Annotated in this window: 19 protein-coding genes; 14 read left to right on the top strand and 5 right to left on the bottom strand. The window is 51.7% G+C overall.

The window, feature by feature from the left end:
• Positions 1 to 17: 17 nt before the first annotated feature.
• Positions 18 to 1229: a multidrug efflux MFS transporter gene (locus KNP95_RS07440; protein WP_353048985.1), complete on the bottom strand. Its 1212-nt coding sequence runs from the start codon at positions 1227 to 1229 to the stop codon at positions 18 to 20.
• 92 nt (positions 1230 to 1321) lie between these two features.
• Positions 1322 to 1789 (bottom strand): hypothetical protein, encoded by a 468-nt coding sequence (locus tag KNP95_RS07435; RefSeq protein ID WP_214836367.1) that lies wholly within the window; start codon positions 1787 to 1789, stop codon positions 1322 to 1324.
• Between the two features lie 172 nt (positions 1790 to 1961).
• Between KNP95_RS07435 and KNP95_RS07430 the strand changes: the two genes are divergently transcribed.
• The 4 genes from KNP95_RS07430 to KNP95_RS07415 all read left to right on the top strand — a co-directional run bounded on the left by KNP95_RS07430 (position 1962) and on the right by KNP95_RS07415 (position 8439).
• Complete coding sequence (locus tag KNP95_RS07430; RefSeq protein ID WP_021067011.1) at positions 1962 to 2240, top strand: Fpa/YlaN family protein; 279 nt, start codon at positions 1962 to 1964, stop codon at positions 2238 to 2240.
• Between the two features lie 86 nt (positions 2241 to 2326).
• Positions 2327 to 3562 carry an FtsW/RodA/SpoVE family cell cycle protein gene (locus KNP95_RS07425; RefSeq protein WP_021067012.1) on the top strand — a complete coding sequence of 412 codons (1236 nt, stop codon included), beginning with the start codon at positions 2327 to 2329 and terminating at the stop codon, positions 3560 to 3562.
• A 31-nt stretch (positions 3563 to 3593) separates the two neighbouring features.
• Positions 3594 to 7031 (top strand): pyruvate carboxylase, encoded by a 3438-nt coding sequence (locus KNP95_RS07420; RefSeq protein ID WP_214836364.1) that lies wholly within the window; start codon positions 3594 to 3596, stop codon positions 7029 to 7031.
• A 52-nt stretch (positions 7032 to 7083) separates the two neighbouring features.
• Positions 7084 to 8439 carry a cryptochrome/photolyase family protein gene (locus KNP95_RS07415; protein ID WP_214836362.1) on the top strand — a complete coding sequence of 452 codons (1356 nt, stop codon included), beginning with the start codon at positions 7084 to 7086 and terminating at the stop codon, positions 8437 to 8439.
• Between the two features lie 50 nt (positions 8440 to 8489).
• Here KNP95_RS07415 and KNP95_RS07410 read toward each other — a convergent pair whose 3' ends face one another.
• Positions 8490 to 9392, bottom strand: coding sequence for a COX15/CtaA family protein (locus KNP95_RS07410; protein ID WP_214836359.1), 903 nt, complete (start codon positions 9390 to 9392; stop codon positions 8490 to 8492).
• Positions 9393 to 9723: 331 nt separating this feature from the next.
• Between KNP95_RS07410 and cyoE the strand changes: the two genes are divergently transcribed.
• The 10 genes from cyoE (at position 9724) to KNP95_RS07360 (ending at position 17670) form a co-directional block, all read left to right on the top strand.
• Complete coding sequence (cyoE, locus tag KNP95_RS07405) at positions 9724 to 10650, top strand: heme o synthase (RefSeq protein ID WP_021067016.1); 927 nt, start codon at positions 9724 to 9726, stop codon at positions 10648 to 10650.
• 57 nt (positions 10651 to 10707) lie between these two features.
• Positions 10708 to 11724 (top strand): cytochrome c oxidase subunit II, encoded by a 1017-nt coding sequence (gene coxB / locus KNP95_RS07400; protein ID WP_021067017.1) that lies wholly within the window; start codon positions 10708 to 10710, stop codon positions 11722 to 11724.
• 68 nt (positions 11725 to 11792) lie between these two features.
• Positions 11793 to 13631: a cytochrome c oxidase subunit I gene (gene ctaD, locus KNP95_RS07395; protein WP_051627797.1), complete on the top strand. Its 1839-nt coding sequence runs from the start codon at positions 11793 to 11795 to the stop codon at positions 13629 to 13631.
• Positions 13632 to 14258, top strand: coding sequence for a cytochrome (ubi)quinol oxidase subunit III (locus KNP95_RS07390; RefSeq protein WP_021067019.1), 627 nt, complete (start codon positions 13632 to 13634; stop codon positions 14256 to 14258).
• 1 nt (position 14259) lies between these two features.
• Positions 14260 to 14589: a cytochrome C oxidase subunit IV family protein gene (locus KNP95_RS07385; protein ID WP_021067020.1), complete on the top strand. Its 330-nt coding sequence runs from the start codon at positions 14260 to 14262 to the stop codon at positions 14587 to 14589.
• Between the two features lie 134 nt (positions 14590 to 14723).
• On the top strand, positions 14724 to 15647 hold the full coding sequence (locus tag KNP95_RS07380; protein WP_021067021.1) for a cytochrome c oxidase assembly protein: 924 nt from the start codon (positions 14724 to 14726) through the stop codon (positions 15645 to 15647).
• Positions 15648 to 15670: 23 nt separating this feature from the next.
• Positions 15671 to 16132, top strand: coding sequence for a DUF420 domain-containing protein (locus KNP95_RS07375; protein ID WP_034777049.1), 462 nt, complete (start codon positions 15671 to 15673; stop codon positions 16130 to 16132).
• Positions 16133 to 16152: 20 nt separating this feature from the next.
• Positions 16153 to 16767 (top strand): SCO family protein, encoded by a 615-nt coding sequence (locus tag KNP95_RS07370; protein ID WP_021067023.1) that lies wholly within the window; start codon positions 16153 to 16155, stop codon positions 16765 to 16767.
• 5 nt (positions 16768 to 16772) lie between these two features.
• A complete protein-coding gene (locus tag KNP95_RS07365) occupies positions 16773 to 17045 on the top strand; it encodes a hypothetical protein (protein WP_021067024.1) in 273 nt (90 codons plus the stop codon).
• A gap of 133 nt (positions 17046 to 17178) precedes the next feature.
• On the top strand, positions 17179 to 17670 hold the full coding sequence (locus tag KNP95_RS07360; protein ID WP_021067025.1) for a cysteine hydrolase family protein: 492 nt from the start codon (positions 17179 to 17181) through the stop codon (positions 17668 to 17670).
• A 60-nt stretch (positions 17671 to 17730) separates the two neighbouring features.
• Here KNP95_RS07360 and KNP95_RS07355 read toward each other — a convergent pair whose 3' ends face one another.
• Positions 17731 to 18093, bottom strand: a complete 363-nt coding sequence (locus KNP95_RS07355) for a YugN family protein (RefSeq protein WP_021067026.1) — start codon at positions 18091 to 18093, stop codon at positions 17731 to 17733.
• Positions 18094 to 18196: 103 nt separating this feature from the next.
• Entirely contained in the window at positions 18197 to 18952 is a 756-nt protein-coding gene (locus tag KNP95_RS07350; protein WP_021067027.1) for an ATP-grasp domain-containing protein, read from the bottom strand.
• Between the last annotated feature and the right edge of the window lie 25 nt (positions 18953 to 18977).

Genomic DNA, 18977 nt, shown 5'->3' with positions numbered 1-18977 from the left:
GAGCGGCCGCTCGGCGTTTATTTCGTATTTGGATGGAGTGCCACTTGCACGTTCGATTTTTCCAGGAAGGCGTTCATCAGCATAATCAGACCGGTCACGATAAACAGTGCCGAGAATCCGAAGTGGGCGACGACTTGCGAACCGAACAATGGTCCGAGCAAGTTGCCCATGAACTGGGCCGATTGGTTATAAGAGAAGATGCGGCCGGTCGCCGGGCTCGGCGTATGTTGGCGGAGTAACGACTGTACCGACGGCATGAGTGCCGCCGTGGCGAAGCCGAGGCCGAATCGCATGATGACGAGTTGTGTCGTCGACGTCACGAACGCCTGTGGAATCAAGAAGGCGCTATAGACGATGAGCGCCCAGAACAGGATGCGTTCGGCCCCGTAGCGGTCGGAGAGCCGACCGAGACGTTGTGCGGAAATGAGGGCGGCCACACCCGGAGCTGACGCGACGATCCCTGCGATAAAGGCGAGCGACGTCGTATACGGGTTCAATTCCCGGACATACAGCGTCAACAGCGGGCCAATCGATTGGGCCGAGAACGTGATTAAGAACGTCGTCAGAAACAGACTAAATATGAGTTGCGGGTTACGGAGCGAGGCGATCATCGATCGCGTCGAATCAAGCCGCTCGCGCGCCACCGGCACAAAGTCCTCTTTGACGAACACGAGTGTGATGAGGAACGTGATGAATAAGGCACTGCCGGTCAAGAGAAAAACGGGTCGAAGCCCAATCAAGTCTGCGAGGAGTCCTCCAATCAAGGGACCGAGGAGTCCGCCGGTGATGCCACCGGTCGACAGTGTGCCGAGCGCCCAGCCACTTTTCTCTTTAGGCGTTTGTGAAGCGACGAGGGTGATCCCCGCCGAGATAAATCCGGATACGGCACCCATTAAGAGCCGTAAACCGACGAGCTGATACACGTCTTGGACGAAACTGATGAGCGTCATGACGACGGCCATACCGAGACTAGCGCGGATGAGCATCAATTTGCGGCCTTTTTGGTCGGCGAGCCGTCCCCACAGCGGGGAGACGATGGCAGCCACGAGAAAAGTGGCGCCGAATGCGACCGCGGACCACGTAACGACTTGGTCGGGATCGGTGACCCCGAGTTCTTCGATGAACAAGGGGAGGAACGGTAGGACTAGACTCATCGAGGCCGCCGTCAAAAAGCTACCGATCCAGACGATGATTAAGTTTTTCTTCCATAAAGGGTACGTAAGCGTCACGACCTTTCGAGATTGAAGTTTTTCGATACCCTATATGTTACACTTTATGAAGTAAAAAGTCTAAAAAAAGAGAAGGCGCTGTGCCTTCTCTATCATGCCTCTGTTCGCACGGCGATGTGATGGACACCGCGCCATACTTGTTGATTGTGCAAGACGTACACCGGACCGTCCGCGAGTACTTTTCCGTCTCGAGAGAACTGTAAGTAAACGTTTCTGGCCTCGTCGATTGGCAACGTGAGCACCGTCTCCCCATAAAAACTGACGTGCGTCGCCGTGGCGATCGGTTCGGCATTTTGAAGGAATGGCGCGAACGGCATCGCGAACGAGTCGCGCAGCGCCGCATCCTTATCAGCCCGAGACATCGGTTTGTTATGGTCGACGCGTGACCCTTGCGTCAAGCCGTCATCCCATGCCTTCCCCATCTTGGCATAGTATGCGTCGTTGTCACTTTCTACCGCGCGGTCGAGATCCTCGACGTTTCGCTTGCGGTCATCAAAAATCCATACGGTCGGGTCGATCGTCAGCGCATGACGAACCGCTCCGTCTAGTGGAAAAATCATGGATACGCCTCCTTTATTCACAATACACTGTACATTATACAGCTCTTTCTCAGAAAAAGGGAAACTGCGAGAAACTCGCCGCGAATCCAGACTGTTCATTGAATTATGATGAAATATAATGTACAGTTGAGTTATGACAAACAGTCTGTCATTGTACGGAGGAGGGGTCGTAGTGGCGACAAATTTGGCTGCAGTCCAACGGGAGCAAGCGCTTCAACTATTAGAGGCAGACGCAGAAAAAATCCGTTGTTTGATTGAAGTGCAGTTAGAAAACCTAAAAATGCCGAAGTGCCCGCTTTATGAAGAGGTGCTTGATACACATATGTTCGGTCTATCACGCCAAATTGATTTTGCGGTCCGTCTTGGACTCATTTCAGACATTGAAGGTAAAGGACTGCTCGATTCATTGGAACAAAAGCTGTCCGCCCTCGCGGAAGCTTCAGATTTATGAACCTTATACTCAAACTGTGCAAGCGGCGCTGTTTGAGTATTTTTTTATAATGGGTCAGTGATTGTTGTACATAAGGAAGTGAAAACATGAAAACTCGGTTTCGGTATTTTGATTTCTCGTTGTTCATTGCAGTGCTCATGCTCGTCGGAATCAGTTCGATCATGATTTATAGTGCGAGCGTGTGGAATCGCGGCGATTACGCAAACAGCGGCTTGTTCTATCGCCAACTCGTCTACGCAGGGATCGGGATTGTCGTCTACTTCATTGCGACGATGTTCCGCTATGAGAACTTTAGAAAACCTAATATTTTGTATGGCCTCTATTTCGTATCGGTCGTACTGTTGTTCATCACGTGGGCGATGCCACCGCTCAACGGTGCGCGGGCCTGGCTCATCATCGGCAGCTTTACGATTCAACCGGTCGAGATCGCCAAATTCGTGTTGATTCTACTGCTCGCCAACTATTATCACCAGTTGTGGAATGGGGAGCTGAAAGGGTTGCCTGGTCGACTAGGGCGAGCCGCTATCACTAAAAAAGGAATCCGGGCTCAGTTTGGTGCCTTCTTCATGATACCGGTCATCTACTTCTTTTTCCCATACGCCATCGCCATCAACGGACAGCCGGATATGGGGGGCTTGTTCGTCCTCGGGGCCATCATGTTCCTCATGTGGCTTGCCGTCGGGGCGCCGCTTCGGATCATCGTGCCTGCTGTGCTCGCCGGGTTTGGACTTGTCTATCTGATGTTCACGACAATCTTCTCGGAGAACCAGCGCAGCCGGATCGAAGTCGTCTTCAATCCATTCATGGACCCTGAAGGCTACGGGCACCAATTGCTCATGTCGATCATCTCGATCGTCCATGGGGGCTTGACCGGCGTCGGTCTCGGGAACAGTTATCAGAAGTATGGGTACTTGCCGGAACCGGAGACGGACTATATCATGTCCATCATCGCTGAAGAGCTCGGCTTTATCGGGGTCGTCGTCGTCCTCGCCTTGCTGTTCTTCATCGCTTTCCGGGCCGTCAATATCGCCAACCATAGCGATAGTCATTTCGCGATGTTCGTCTCGTTCGGCATCGCCGCTCAAATCATGGTCCAGACCGGAATCAATATCGGTGCCATGTCCGGTTGGTTCCCGGGTACAGGTGTCACGCTCCCGCTCGTCAGTTACGGCGGGACGTCACTCATCATGACGATGGGGATTCTCGGTGTGCTCAGTAGCATCTCGATGCGAAATCGGCACCGGGAAGCAACGAAACGGGCAGAAATTCGGGAGAAATCCGCAGAAAACGTTCAAAGTTCATCATTGCATGTTGTAAGGTAAAAAGGATTGAACTACTTAAATGGGGGGATTTATGTTGAAATCAATTAGCAAATTACTCGTAGCCAACCGTGGTGAAATCGCCATTCGCGTGTTCCGTGCCGCCACTGAATTAGGGATGCGCACGGTCGCCGTATATTCTCAAGAAGACAGCGGCTCGTTACACCGCTTTAAAGCGGATGAAGCTTATTTGATTGGTCTCGATAAAAAACCGATTGACGCCTATCTCGATATCGAGGACGTGATCCGCATCGCGAAACAGTCGGGGGCTGACGCGATTCATCCAGGTTACGGATTCTTGTCTGAGAATATCGAACTCGCACGTCGTTGCCGTGAAGAAGGCATCATCTTCGTTGGTCCGAACGAATCGCACCTTCATGCGTTCGGGGATAAAGTTCGGGCCCGTCAAAGTGCGATTGCAGCCGGACTCCCGGTCATTCCAGGTTCGAACGGACCACTCACGTCTTATGAGGACGCTTTAGACTTTGCGAACGAGCACGGCTTCCCGCTCATGGTCAAAGCCGCGATGGGCGGAGGCGGCCGCGGGATGCGCGTCATCCGTACGGAAGCCGAGATGAAAGATTTGATAGAACGTGCCAAGTCAGAAGCGAAGCAAGCGTTCGGTTCAGACGAAGTGTACATAGAAAAACTAGTGGAACGCCCGAAACACATCGAGGTCCAAATCCTCGGGGATGACCACGGGAACATCATTCACTTGTTCGAACGCGACTGCTCGGTCCAGCGCCGTCACCAAAAAGTCGTCGAAGTCGCACCTTGTGTGACGTTATCGGATGCGTCGCGTCAAGCCATCTGTGACGCAGCCGTGAAACTGATGCGCCACGTCGGCTACATCAATGCCGGTACGGTCGAATTCCTCGTCACGGAAGACGAGTCGTTCTACTTCATCGAAGTCAACCCACGTATTCAAGTCGAGCATACGATCACCGAGATGGTGACTGGCTTCGATATCGTTCAGACGCAACTCATGATCGCACAAGGTGAGTCGCTCCACGGCGACGTCATCCACATGCCGAAACAAGAAGATATCAAATTGCTCGGTTACGCGATCCAATCGCGTGTCACGTCGGAAGACCCGGCCAACAACTTCATGCCGGATACCGGTAAAATCATGGCCTACCGTTCTCCGGGCGGCTTCGGCGTCCGACTTGACGGTGGGAACGCCTACGTCGGTGCCGAGATTTCACCATATTACGATTCGCTCCTCGTGAAGCTGTCGACACATGGCATGACGTTCGAACAGGCCGCTTCGAAGATGGTCCGTAACTTGAACGAGTTCCGGATTCGTGGCATCAAGACGAACATCCCGTTCTTAATCAACGTGATGAAGCATCAGAACTTCATCAGCGGCGACTATAACACGTCGTTCATCGATGAGACGCCGGAACTGTTCGTCTTCCCGAAACGGAAAGACCGCGGGACGAAATTGCTCAACTATATCGGCGATGTCACGGTGAACGGATTCCCGGGCGTCGGTTTGAAAGACAAGCCGATCAGCCGCTCGGTCCGGATTCCGCAAGACCTGCCGGCTGAAGCCAAACCGGGCACGAAACAGATTTTGACGGAACTTGGTCCGGATGGCCTCGCCGACTGGATTAAGCGACAGCCCGAACTGTTATTGACGGATACGACGATGCGCGACGCGCACCAGTCTCTGCTCGCGACACGGATGCGGACGCAAGACATCATCAATATCGCCGAACCGACGAGCAAGCTCATGCCGGAGCTGTTCTCGGTCGAGGCATGGGGCGGGGCCACGTTCGACGTCGCCTATCGTTTCCTCTCAGAAGACCCTTGGGTACGCCTCATGCGTCTCCGTGAGAAGATGCCGAACGTGTTGATTCAAATGTTGCTCCGCGGTGCCAACGCCGTCGGGTATAAGAACTATGCCGACAACGTCATCGAGAAGTTCGTCCACGAAGCGGCCTATGCCGGCGTCGACGTGTTCCGGATCTTTGACAGTTTGAACAACCTCGAGTCGATTCAACTCGCGATTGACGCGACGTTACCGACCGGCAAAGTCGCCGAGGCAGCGGTTTGTTATACGGGTGACTTGTATGACGGTAGCCGTCCGAAATACCACTTGCCGTATTACGTCGACTTGGCGAAGAAACTTGAAGCGAGCGGGGCTCACATCCTTGCCATCAAGGACATGGCCGGCCTGCTCAAACCGGAATCGGCGTACGCGCTCGTCTCGGCATTGAAAGATGCCGTCGACTTGCCGATCCACTTGCATACGCACGACGCGTCGGGCAACGGAATCTTCACTTACGCCCGGGCGACAGATGCGGGCGTCGATATCGTCGACGTGGCTGCGAGCTCGATGTCGGGGATGACGTCACAGCCTTCAGGCGGCAGCTTGATTTATGCGCTTGACCATCACGCGCGTCAACCGAAAATCGATGCGAAGAATTACGAGGTCATCAGCGATTACTGGCAAGACGTGCGTCATAACTACGAGCCGTTCGAGAGCGACATGCGCGCTTCGAACCCGTCGGTATATGAGCACGAGATGCCGGGCGGACAGTACTCGAACTTGCAGCAACAAGCGAAAGCGGTCGGATTGGGTGACCGTTGGAGCGAAGTGAAGTCGATGTATGCCCGTGTCAACATGTTGTTCGGGGATATCGTCAAAGTGACACCGTCGTCGAAAGTCGTCGGCGACATGGCGCTATTCATGGTCCAGCATAACTTGAGCGAACAAGATGTGATTGACCGCGGTCACCAACTCGACTTCCCGGATTCGGTCGTCGAGATGATGCGCGGCGAACTCGGGACGCCTCCAGGAGGGTTCCCGACCGATGTCCAGCAAGCGATTCTTAAAGGTGAGAAGCCGCTTGACGTACGTCCAGGTAAGTTGATTGAGCCGTATGATTTTGAAGCGGCCCAGTCGAAACTGTTCGAGAAACTCGATCGTCCGGTAACAGATTTCGAATTGCTCTCGAACGCATTGTATCCGAAAGTGTTTGAAGACTATGTCACGCATTCGACGACGTACGGGGATGTATCGGTGCTTGACACGTTGACGTTCTTCTACGGATTGAACGTCGGTGAGACGATTCAAGTTGAAATCGAGACCGGGAAGACACTCATCATCAAACTCGTTCAAATCAGTGCGGCGAACGAGGACGGCATCCGTCTCGTCTCGTACGAGATGAACGGCGTCCCGCGTGAAATCGAGATTAAAGACGTGAACGTGAAGTCGGCGACGACGAGCCGTCCGAAAGTAGACCGGGCGAACCCGAAACAAGTCGGCGCTTCGATGCCAGGTTCAGTGTTGAAAGTGCTCGTCGAACCGGGTAGCCGTGTCCACCGCGGGGAACAGCTCCTCGTCACGGAAGCGATGAAGATGGAGACGACGGTCCAAGCCGCGCAAGACGGAGAAGTCAAAGCGGTCCATATTAAAGAAGGCGACACAATCCAAAGTGACGACTTATTGATTGAGTTTGTATAATGAAAAGAAGCATAGCCGCGCTATGCTTCTTTTTTAGATAGGAGTGGGAGAGATGAGACGAGTATGTTGGTTTCGATCGGATTTTCGATTGACAGATAATCATATGTTACACCGGGCCTTGAAAGACGCTGATTCCGACGATGAGATGGAGTTCGTTTTTTGGCTCAACCCTAACTATTGCGAGCCGTTCGAGACGCGCCACGATTACTTTTTCGCGACGATGCGTCAATTCATGGACGAGTTGGAAGAACGCGGGCTCGGACTTCGGGTCATCGTGGCCGATACGGCCGAACAGTTCGTCGAAGCGCTCGGTGAGCTCGATGTGCTCTACTTCAACGCCGAGTATGTCGAACCGTTCAAACAGCGGGACGACGCCGTCATCCAGGCGCTCGGGGAAGCGGTCAAAGTCATCCGCCTGCTCGATCGCCATTTGTTCGCCCCGAATGCGTTCACGAAAAAAGACGGCGATCCGTATAAGGTATACACGCCATTTAAAAAAGCAGCCTATGCCGAGACACCGCCCGCGCCGTATGAGGTCGACGTGAATGCGTTGAAGCGTCATGTGACGACGGGGCATGAAGTCCCGGCAGCATTGAAGCGTCAGTTCGACCGCTGTGAGCGTTCGTGGAAAGCGCTCGGCGAAGCGGCCGCGAAACTTCGTTTGAGCGACTTCGTCGCGAAGCGGATCGATGCGTACGATGAAGACCGCGACATCCCGGCCATCGCCGGCACGAGCCGTCTGTCTCCGTATCTCCGGACCGGGGTGCTCTCCATCCGGACCGTGACGGAAGCGGTGTTGAAGGCGCCGAAATCGAGCGGACGCGACACGTATTACGATGAGTTGTTATGGCGCGAATTTTACTATATGATCATGGTCCAATTCCCGGGACTGAAAGACCGTCCGTTCAACGACAAGTATAAGCATCTCGATTGGGAGAACGATGACGAGAACTTCCAGGCGTGGTGTGACGGAAAGACGGGCTACCCGATCGTCGACGCGGCGATGCGGCAATTGAATGAGACGGGCTGGATGCATAACCGGCTTCGCATGATTGTCGCCTCGTTCTTGTCGAAGCATCTGATGATCGACTGGCGGAAAGGGGAACGCTATTTCGAACAGAAGCTGATCGACTATGAAGCAGCCTCGAATATCGGGGGTTGGCAATGGGCGGCTTCGGTCGGGACGGATGCGGTGCCGTACTTCCGTATCTTCAATCCGACGACGCAGTCCGAGAAGTTCGATGGGGACGGGACGTTCATCCGGAAGTACGTGCCCGAACTCGCGAATCTCGACAAAAAAGCGATTCATTTCCCTGACTTGACCGAGCGGGATGGATACGTCGACCCAATCGTCGACCATAAGGAAGCGCGTGCCCGGGCACTCGAGCGGTTCAAGGACGCGCAGTAAATAGGCATCAAAAAAAGGAGCGATGCCGTCGCTCCTTTTTGTGTACGTGATTAAATGGATTGTTGTCGTACGGCCTCGGTCGTCTGTTTCTGACTCCGATACGCATGATATGCCAAGTACGAGATAATCCCGAAATAGCAGGTAATCAAGAATGCGTGGAGAAGCGGGACGTACGTGGCGTGTCCCCCAAGGACGATCCACGCACCCGTGCCGACTTGAAGCAGGATGAAGAACAGCGAGGCCCACATGCCGGTCTCGACGAGGCGGTTCGTCTCCCGACGTGCCAAGTAGAGGACGTATAACGTATAGAAGACGAGCAGTCCGGCCATGATGCGGTGCCCCATTTGGACGTATGACTCGAACGTCCACACGTTCTGGTCACAAATCGGCCAGCCGACACAGGCGTACGTCGCGCCGAGGTGACGGACGTAAGCGCCCGTATAGACGACGACCATCGTATAAATCGTCAAGCCGTAAAGATGAACCTTCAACCGTTCGGAGACGGCCCGATGCACGCGTTCCCCTTCGAACAAGAGAATCGTCAAGATGAGCAGCGATGCGAACGAGACGAGCGAGATGCCGAAGTGGAGCGCGAGAATCGCGTCCGACTGTTGCCAGATGACGGCCCCGGCACCGATAATCGATTGGATGAGCATGAAAATGAACGCGAGGAACGCGAACACTTTGACATCATACCGGTTCTTGACGACCGCAAACGTCCAAATCGTCAAGGCGATGATGAGCAGTCCCTCGATGCCAGAGACGACACGGTGACTGTACTCGATCATCGTTTCGACGCTCGGATTGGTCGGGATCAGTTTCCCGTGGCAGAGCGGCCAATCCGTTCCGCACCCGTCGCCGGAGTCCGTCTTTGTCACGGTTCCACCCATGATCAGGACGAGCATCATCCCGAGCGTGACGAGCGCTGAAAATAGTGCGAGTTTTTTATGCATTCGTTTCCACCTGCTTTTGAGAAAAATCACTAGAATTGTGCCTTGTAAGTTTATATTTTTTTCGCCATACTTATTATACGGCTTTACGTCGTAAAAACGAAACGGAAAAGCTTGCAATCGCTATCAAAATCGTTATTCTAGTATTAACATGGCGTTTTTACTGTGACAATTATCACACGTTTGTCACAAAAAACTAGCTATTTTACAAGCATAAACGACGTATTCTTTTTGAAAATATGGTATCTTTGTTATGAGTTAGGTGAACTTTGTTCATATTGTGTTTTTTCTGTGAAAAGAATACGTGGATTTCGTGATTAGTAGGGGGGTCAGTATGACAAAAGTCAACCCAGGAACAATGGCAGAAGTAGAATATACAGAATCCGCCTCGTTCCGCGACTATGTTGCTCTGGCAAAAATGGGAATCGTTCGCGCCAACTTGTTGTTGGTATTCGCCGGTTTCTTTGTAGCAGCAACATATCAGAGTGATACGCCAGTCTTTTATTTATTTGAGGTTTGGCCGCAGCTCTTATTAACGATGTTAGGAAGCGCACTCGTCATCTCCGGGAGTTGTTACCTAAACAACTTCGTGGACCGTGATATCGATTACTTGATGGGACGTACAGACAATCGGCCGAGTGTCACCGGTAAAATTTCAGGAGAACGGATTTTGCTCCTTGGATTAACGCAGCTTGCGATCGGGACATTGCTCTTATTGATCGTCTCGTATGTGGCAGCAGTCTTCGGTTTAATCGGGGCATTTTTTTATGTCGTCATTTATACGATGTGGCTTAAACGGACGCACACGTTGAACACGGTCGTCGGCAGCATCTCCGGAGCGGTACCGCCGCTCATCGGTTGGGCAGCCATCGATCCTGCGCTTCATATCGACGCGTGGCTCATGTTCCTCGTCATGTTCTTGTGGCAACCGCCACACTTCCTCGCGCTCGCCATGCGGCGTGTCGAGGAGTATCGAGCGGCCGGCATTCCGATGCTACCGGTCGTCAACGGCTTTGCGATTACAAAGCGTCAAATCATCTGGTGGATTGCGACGCTGATTCCAGCATCGCTCTTGTTCATGCATTACGGGTTAGTCTACGTAATCATTGCAGCCGGTCTTGGGGGCTACTGGTTATATCTCGGGTTGAAAGGTTTTAAAGCCGAGGATGAAATCAAGTGGGCAAACAAAATGTTCTTTTATTCATTAATTTATTTAGTCGTGTGGATTGTCGCGCTGATTTTGACGGCAGCACTAGCGTAATCACACTCACTATATAGAAACCATTACACATCATTTTGGGAGAAAGTGGGGATTGTTGTGAAATCATTTAAAAAGCTTCTGTTTGGTATCGTCCCGATGATGATGTTCGCACTGCTATTATCAGGGTGTGGCGTTGAGGGATTGTCTGCATTGAAGCCGATGGGAGAAGGCGCTGAAATTCAGCTCCGGATCATTATCATCAGTTTGGTACTTATGCTCTTCGTACTCGTCATCGTATCGATCATTTACGTTTACGTGCTCATGAAGTTCCGTCGTAAAGACGATTCGATTCCGAAGCAAGTCGAAGGAAGCAGCACGCTCGAGATGATTTGGACAGTCGTGCCAATCATCTTGCTCATCATTCTCGCTGTACCGACAATCACGACGACTGTCGAACTCGCGAAAGCGAAAGAAGCGAAAAAAGAAGAAGAAATCAATGTTACGGCTAACTTGTACTGGTGGGAGTTTGAATATCCGAACGCAGGCGTCGTCACGGGACAAGAACTTGTCATCCCGGTCGGCAAACGTGTCGGCATCAACTTGACATCGAAAGACGTCATCCACTCGTTCTGGGTACCGGCTTTATCTGGTAAAACGGACACGAACCCAGGCCTTGATAACGAAATGTGGTTGCATGCAAATGAACCAGGTACGTTCTTCGGGAAATGTGCCGAGCTTTGCGGACCGTCACACGCGCTCATGGACTTCAAAGTCATCGCACTCGAACAAGAAGATTACGACAAATGGCTCGAAGACATGAAAGCACAGCAAGACGCGAACACAGAAAAACTTGTTGCCGATAACCAAAACTTGACGACAGGTGAGGCCGTTTACGTCGAGAGCTGCTTGAGCTGTCACGGCGGCGGGAAAGTCGCGCCTAGTCTGACAAACTTCGGCGATCGTGAAAAGTTAGCTGGTTATCTTGAAAACAACGAAGAGAAATTGAAAGAATGGATTCGTGATCCTCAAGAATTGAAACAAGGCGCGCTCATGCCTGGCTTCGGTGAAGGCCAAATCAGTGATGAAGAGTTAGATGCACTCGTTGACTTCTTGTACGATCAGAAGATTGACTAACGGGAAAAGGGGGATTTCACGTGGCACAGACCACTGCATTGCAGCAACCGCGTAAATACAATGGCATCATGGATTGGGTTACGACGGTTGACCACAAAAAAATCGGTATTTTGTATTTGTTCTCAGGAATCTTCTTCCTCCTTCTCGGTGGAATTGAAGCATTACTTATTCGGTGGCAACTCGTTCGTCCGATGAACGACTTCGTCAGCGGCGAAACGTTCAACCAATTGATTACGATGCACGGGACGACGATGATCTTCCTAGCGGCCATGCCGATGTTATTCGGATTCATGAACGCCGTCGTACCACTTCAAATCGGGGCACGAGATGTCGCGTTCCCGTTCATTAACTCACTCGGATTCTGGTTGTTCTTCTTCGGTGGTGTCATGTTGAACCTTAGCTGGTTCTTCGGCGCAGCGCCGAACGCAGGCTGGACGGCGTACGCGCCGCTCTCGACACAACCGGAAGCATCAGGGGTCGACTTCTACGCCCTTGGTCTTCAAATTTCAGGTTTCGGTTCACTCATGGCCGGGATTAACTTCCTCGTCACGATTTTGAACATGCGTGCTCCAGGTATGAAACTCATGCGGATGCCGCTCTTCACGTGGACGACGTTCGTCGCTTCGGCGTTGATCGTCTTCGCGTTCCCACCGCTCACAGTCGGATTGTTCATGTTGATGTTCGAACGCTTGTTCGGGGCCGTTTACTTCGACCCGGCAGCCGGCGGTAACGTAGTCATCTGGGAACACCTCTTCTGGATCTTCGGACACCCGGAAGTATACATCTTGATTTTACCGGCGTTCGGTATTTTCTCGGAAATTATTCCGACATTCGCTCGTAAACGCCTATTCGGTTATACAACGATGGTCTTCGCAACGATGCTCATCGGTTTCCTCGGATTCATGGTTTGGGTCCACCACATGTTCACGGTCGGTCTTGGACCGGTCGCCAACTCGATCTTCGCTGTCGCAACAATGGCCATCGCCGTTCCGACAGGGGTCAAAATCTTCAACTGGTTGTTCACACTATGGGGCGGACAAATCAAGTTCAACGTCGCGATGCTCTACTCGGTCGCATTCATTCCATCATTCCTCGTCGGGGGAATGACAGGGGTCATGCTTTCGGTCGCACCGGCCGACTATCAGTACCACGATAGTTACTTCGTTGTCGCTCACTTCCACTACGTTATCGTAGGTGGAGTTGTCTACGGTCTATTTGCAGGACTTTACTACTGGTTCCCGCTCATGTTCGGCAAAGCGCTCTCTGAGAAGCTTGGCTACTGGCAGTTCTGGTTGTTCTTCATCGGGTTCCACTTGACGTTCTTCCCGCAACATTTCCTCGGATTGTTCGGGATGCCACGCCGCGTCTTCACATACCTTCCGAACCAAGGGTTTGAGACGATGAACTTGCTGTCGACAATCGGAGCCTTCTTCATGGGTGTGTCGACGATCGTCTTGCTCGTCGCTGTTGTGAAAGCATTCTTGTCGAAACAACGCGTCAAGCCGGACCATTGGGAAGATGGACGTACATTGGAGTGGACGCTTCCTGTACCGACTCCAGAGTACAACTTTGCACAAACACCGCTTGTCAAAGGTCTCGATACGTTCTGGCTCGAGAAGATGGCGGGCAACAAACGGGTATCTGTCGCTGAACCAGTAGCAGACATCCATATGCCGAACAACTCGATTATCCCGTTCTTCATGTCACTCGGCTTGTTCATCGCCGGACTCGGAGCGATTTTCCAAATGGATAACGCGGTTGTCGGTTGGTCGCTCATCGTGATCGGATTGCTCATCACATTCGTGTCGATGTTCCTCCGTTCATGGATTGACGATCATGGCTTCTACATTCCAAAATCGAAGATCGAAGCGGATTTGAAAGCGATTCGTGAGAAAGGAGACCAATAAATGGCACATGCAGTCGAAAAACACCCGGTGACCGGAATTCCGGCCAATCCAGAGAAAGCCACGCTGGAAGGGAAAAATAAATATGTAGCCTTCTGGTTCTTCCTCGGTGGAGAGACCGTTCTCTTCGCCTCGCTCTTCGGAACGTATGTCGGTCTACTCAACTCTGGTGCGCCAGAGGAACTTCGTTCGTACAATATCTTTGAGATGGGGCTCGTCTTCTTAATGACGATGCTCCTCCTCACAAGTTCGCTCACAAGTGTTCTCGCCATGATGAACATGAAAGCGAACAATCCAGGCCGCATGAAGTTTTGGTTGGTGATCACGCTTCTCCTCGGGGCAGGTTTCCTTGGAGCTGAGATTTACGAGTTCATCCACTACTACCATATCGGTCACACGTTCACGTCGAGCGCGTTCGGATCTGCGTTCTACACGCTCGTCGGTTTCCACGGCGCGCACGTCACGTTCGGTCTACTTTGGATCACGACGTTGTTAATTCGCAACTGGAACCGTCCGATCGATGTGTACAACGCACCGAAGTTTTACGTGTCGAGCCTATACTGGCACTTTATCGACGTCGTCTGGGTTTTCATCTTCTCAATCGTCTACCTCTTAGGGATGGTGAGCTAACATGGAAAAACAACCAATCAACGAATCGCACAAACAGTTAGAGCTCGAAGTAAAAGCCGAGTCACGCCGCGAATATCAACTCCAGTTGATCAGCTTCGCGATGATGATCTTGCTCACATTCGTCGCGTTCGGCGCCGTATACGCTGAACTCATGCCGGTGTGGGCAGCAGGTGGTTTCTTAATCATCCTCGCCATCATCCAAGTGTTCTTGCAGCTGTATATCTTCATGCATATGAACAACCGTGGCAACACGTGGATCGTCGGAATGATGTGGCTTGGCATCTTTGTCGCCATCATTACAGTCGCTGCACTTCGCTTGCTCATTTGGTAAATGTGACAAAGGATTGAACATCTGTGGAAACACAGATGATTCAGTCCTTTTTGCTTTACTTCAAAAATAAAGGAATAGTAATCTTGAAGTGAACGGTTTCATCGGTTTGGGAGAGAAAGAAAAGGGGTGAAGGGATGCTCTGGAATACATCAGAGCTACTCAAACAGTTCGATTGGATGACACTTTGGAGTCCATGGTTCGGATTGTTGATGGTAGGGTTGTACGTCCTCTATGCGGTCGTCACAGAGAAAATGGCGAAGCGAGGGTACGAGTCGACCACGTTACTACAAAAGTTCAGCATGTTATCCGCCATTTTATTGTATTATATCGGCTTCGGAAGTCCGGTCGATGTCCTTGCACACATCATCTTCTCGGTGCACATGTTGCAGATGGTGCTCGTCTATGTGCTCGCACCGGCGCTCGTCGTGTACGGGATGCCGTATTGGGTGTTCGAGAAATTATTTAGCTATAAGGTGATTGGGCCGACGCTCAAGTTTATGACAAAACCTTTGATCGCACTCGTTTTGTTTAATGCATTGTTCACGTTTTACCACATGCCATTCATCTTTGACTACGTCTTGACAAACTATGGTGTGCATCGTATCTTCCACGGCGCCCTCGTCGTCTTCAGTTTGACGATGTGGTATCCGGTCATCGCACCGTTCCTCTCAGAAGAAGAGGAAGGGATGTCAGATTTGAAGCGGATGGTGTACATCATCGCGAACGGTGTGCTCTTGACACCTGCCTGTGCGTTCATCATCTTCAGCCAAGGCATCTTGTATGACGCCTATACGGACGCGGAGACGTTCGCAACGGTGCTCGGCTACTGTATGCCGAACGGCGATGTGTCGGGTCTCGATTTGAATGCGCTCATGGGAGCGACGAACAGCGCTCTTGAAGACCAACGCTTCGGCGGGGTATTGATGAAGCTCGGTCAAGAAGTCGTATACGGTTTCTTCTTCGGCTGGACGTTCTTCGGTTGGGTGCGCCGGACGAAATCGCTTGCGCTTGACGAAGGCATGTCGTTCACACCGCAAGAACCAAAAGAGAAAAAATGAACTAAATCAAAGGGGAAACTACGATGAACTATCTTGCCTTGATCAGTGTGACATTCATTGTCATCAGTGCTATTTTAGTCGCAATCGGATGGACGATCATTGCGCGCGATCGCCGCAACGTCGACAAACATAAGAAAGTCATGACAGCCGCCGCGATCGCCGCGACGACATTCTTCATTCTCTACGTCTCACGGACGATTTTCGTCGGCAATACCGCCTTCGGGGGACCGGATTCAGTGAAGCCTTATTATTTGGCGTTCATGATTTTCCATATCCTGCTCGCGACGACAGGTGGGGTCCTCGGATTGATCACGCTTTACCTCGGCTATAAAAATAAAGTCGAGAAACACCGTAAAATCGGACCGAAAGCCTCAGTCGTCTGGTTTTTCACAGCGATTACAGGCGTGACGGTATACGTCCTCCTTTATGTCGCCTATGACCCGGGTGAGACGACGAACGTCTTCCGTGCCATTATCGGTGGGTGAATCGAGAGAGGGGGATGAGCATGAAACGGAACAGCTATATGACGGTCGGCTTGACGGTCGCCATTCTGGTGGCGATCGGTGTGGCCTCGTACTTCTTATTCTTTAAAGAAGAGGACCTGCCCGTCATCCAAGAGCCGACCCCGTTCACGTTGACGAATGCGCTCGACGGTCAGTCGTATAATTCGGACAATGGCAAAGTCAAAATCGTCACGTTCTTCTATACGAACTGTCCGGACATCTGCCCGCTCACGTTGCGTGACTTCATGAAGCTCGAGCAAGAGTTGAAAGCGAACGACTTGTACGGGACGGACGTCGAGCTCGTCGCCATCACTGTCGACCCTGAAGTCGATACGGTGCCGGTCCTAGAGAATTACGGGGAGGCGTTTCAAGCCGAACCAACGGGCTGGAAGATGTTGACCGGTGACCAGGCCGATATCGACCGCATCACGCGTCAGCTTCAATTCTATTATTCGAAAGCGAACAGCGGACTCGTCACGCATGCGACGACGATGTATATCATCGACCGTCAGCACGATGTCCGTGCGGTCGCCCAAATGGCCACGGCAGGAGAAAAACCCGTCGATATCGAAACCATTATGGAGGACGTGTTAGTACTCGCGGCAGAAAAGGAGTGAAGAAGATGAATGATACGATGGCTGTCATCGGAAATGATTATTCCTATGGAGATGTGACGATCGCTGAGCGGGCGATTGAGGATTTGATTGCTTGTAGTGCAATCGAATTCGGATTGCGTGAAGTGAAGGTCGTGTCCGTCTCGAAAGAGCGATACGATTATCAAATCGTTGCACCCGTCTCACTCGTTGAGGCTGAACGCTTATATCGGTACGTGCGCGACCAGTTCGACTTGTTGCTCGGACAAGTCGATGTGACGCTCAACGTCATCGCGACATGACAAAAGGGAGGCCCTCGGCGGGTCCTCCCTTTTTTGTTTGTTGATGATGATTGTTGTCTATATTTTCCAGTGGTGAACTCTGGTATGATGAAGGCAGTAGTCACGATACGCGACTCATCGAGGGGGAAATCAGATGCAACAGCAAGCATTGGTCGTCATCGACATTCAGAATGACATCACGAAAAATTACAAAGCGGTCATCGACAACATCAACACATCGATTGATTGGGCGGTCGACAAGGGGATTCCCGTCGTCTATATCCGACATGAGAACTTATCCGCGGGGACAAGAACGTTCAAAACCGGGACGCGCGGGGCAGAATTAGCGCCAGATTTGAAGATTGTGTCCGATCACGTATTCACCAAATACAAGGGCAACGCCTTGACGAGCGAGGCGTTCGCGGCGTTCATTGAACAGCATGGCATCGACACGTTCTATATCACCGGTGCCGATGCGACCGCCTGTGTGAAGTCAACGTGTTACAATCTACGGAAATCCGACTATACGGTCAGCGTCCTGTCGGATTGCATCACGAGCTATGACTTGAAGAAAATCGACGACATGATCGCGTATTACGAGGGTAAGGGCTGCACCATCATCCAATCAGAGGACTTGTCGGCGTAATCTGCTCTGCCGATGCTTACCTCGGTTCGTTATATGTGTCCATAAGAAAAACCCCTTCGCTTATGCAAGGGGTTTTACTTCGAGTGTCTCAGCGAGTGCGGCTAGACGACGCTCGCAATCACGGACGATTTCTTCTGGGAACTCTTCGTCGTACTCGACGCCGTGCGGGTAGTAATGTTTTCCGAGAATCGGTGTCAACATTTTGACGACCGCATGACGGTCCTCGATTTGGCCTTCGATTGCATATACCGGTAAGCGAAGGTAGAACGTCTCGCCTGTCGATTGTTTCTCGTACTTCATGTCATACGTTGCACGCTCATAGTCCCAAGCGCCTTCACGGATGAAATGATGATGATCCATGATCGTCTCGAGCAAACCGAAGCGGATCTCTTTTCCCTCGATGTGGAACTGCTCAAATTTCATCATAATCCCCCTTTTCCCTAATAAACCTCATATGTCATCATATCATATTCGAAAACGTTCTTGGAATAACGTGTGTTCAAATTGTGAAAAAAAGATGAACGCCTCAAGCGCGGGGATCGAGGTATTGGGCGATCTTGTCCGAAAGCCTCACCCCGAGCGGCATGAGTCCCTCTGAGCCGAAGAAGACGTTGAACTCTAAAATGTAAAATTCACCGTCGGCGACGATGACGTCGAAGGCCGCGTGATTGATGTGGAGCGTCTTGGCGATGTCGAGCACTTCCGCGACGACGTCTTCCGGGATATCGTCATACGAGAACTGGGCGCCTTGGGCGACGTTGTTCAAGAACGCCTCGCTGACACGCCAATACGAACCGACGACTTCTTCACCGATGACGATGATCCGCAGGTCGCGGTCGTTCGGGATGTATTGCTGGACGTAGAACGTCTCGTGCTTGTCGACGTACTCGAGCCAATCCTGTTCATGCTTGATGAGCCAGACGCCTTGTCCCATCGACGACTTGGCCGTCTTGGCGACGAACGGATACTCGAACTCTTCCAAAACACGCTCGATCGTATAAGGGTTTTTCCCGTAGATGAGCGTCTTCGGGATTCGGTGCGGGAACGTCGCCTTGAAGGCGCGCGTCATCTCGATCTTATCGTGTCCGAGATGATACGTGGCCGGGGACGGGAAAATCGGTTTGTTGAGTCCATAGATGATTGAGTTGACCATCCAATATTCAGGGAACAAGACGAGGTCGGCTGCTCTTACTTTATCGAGCTGGTCGTAATAATATTCAGGTTTCGCATAGTCGGTTTTAATGCCGGCCGAGCGAATCATATTGAATGAGACTTTTTTCATAGCGAGGTGCAGGTGCGCACCTGTT

The organism is Exiguobacterium sp. s36 (assembly GCF_018618345.1).
Classification (GTDB): domain Bacteria; phylum Bacillota; class Bacilli; order Exiguobacteriales; family Exiguobacteriaceae; genus Exiguobacterium; species Exiguobacterium chiriqhucha.
The sequence above is the reverse complement of the archived record's forward strand: the minus strand, read 5'-3'. Positions and strand labels throughout refer to the sequence as shown.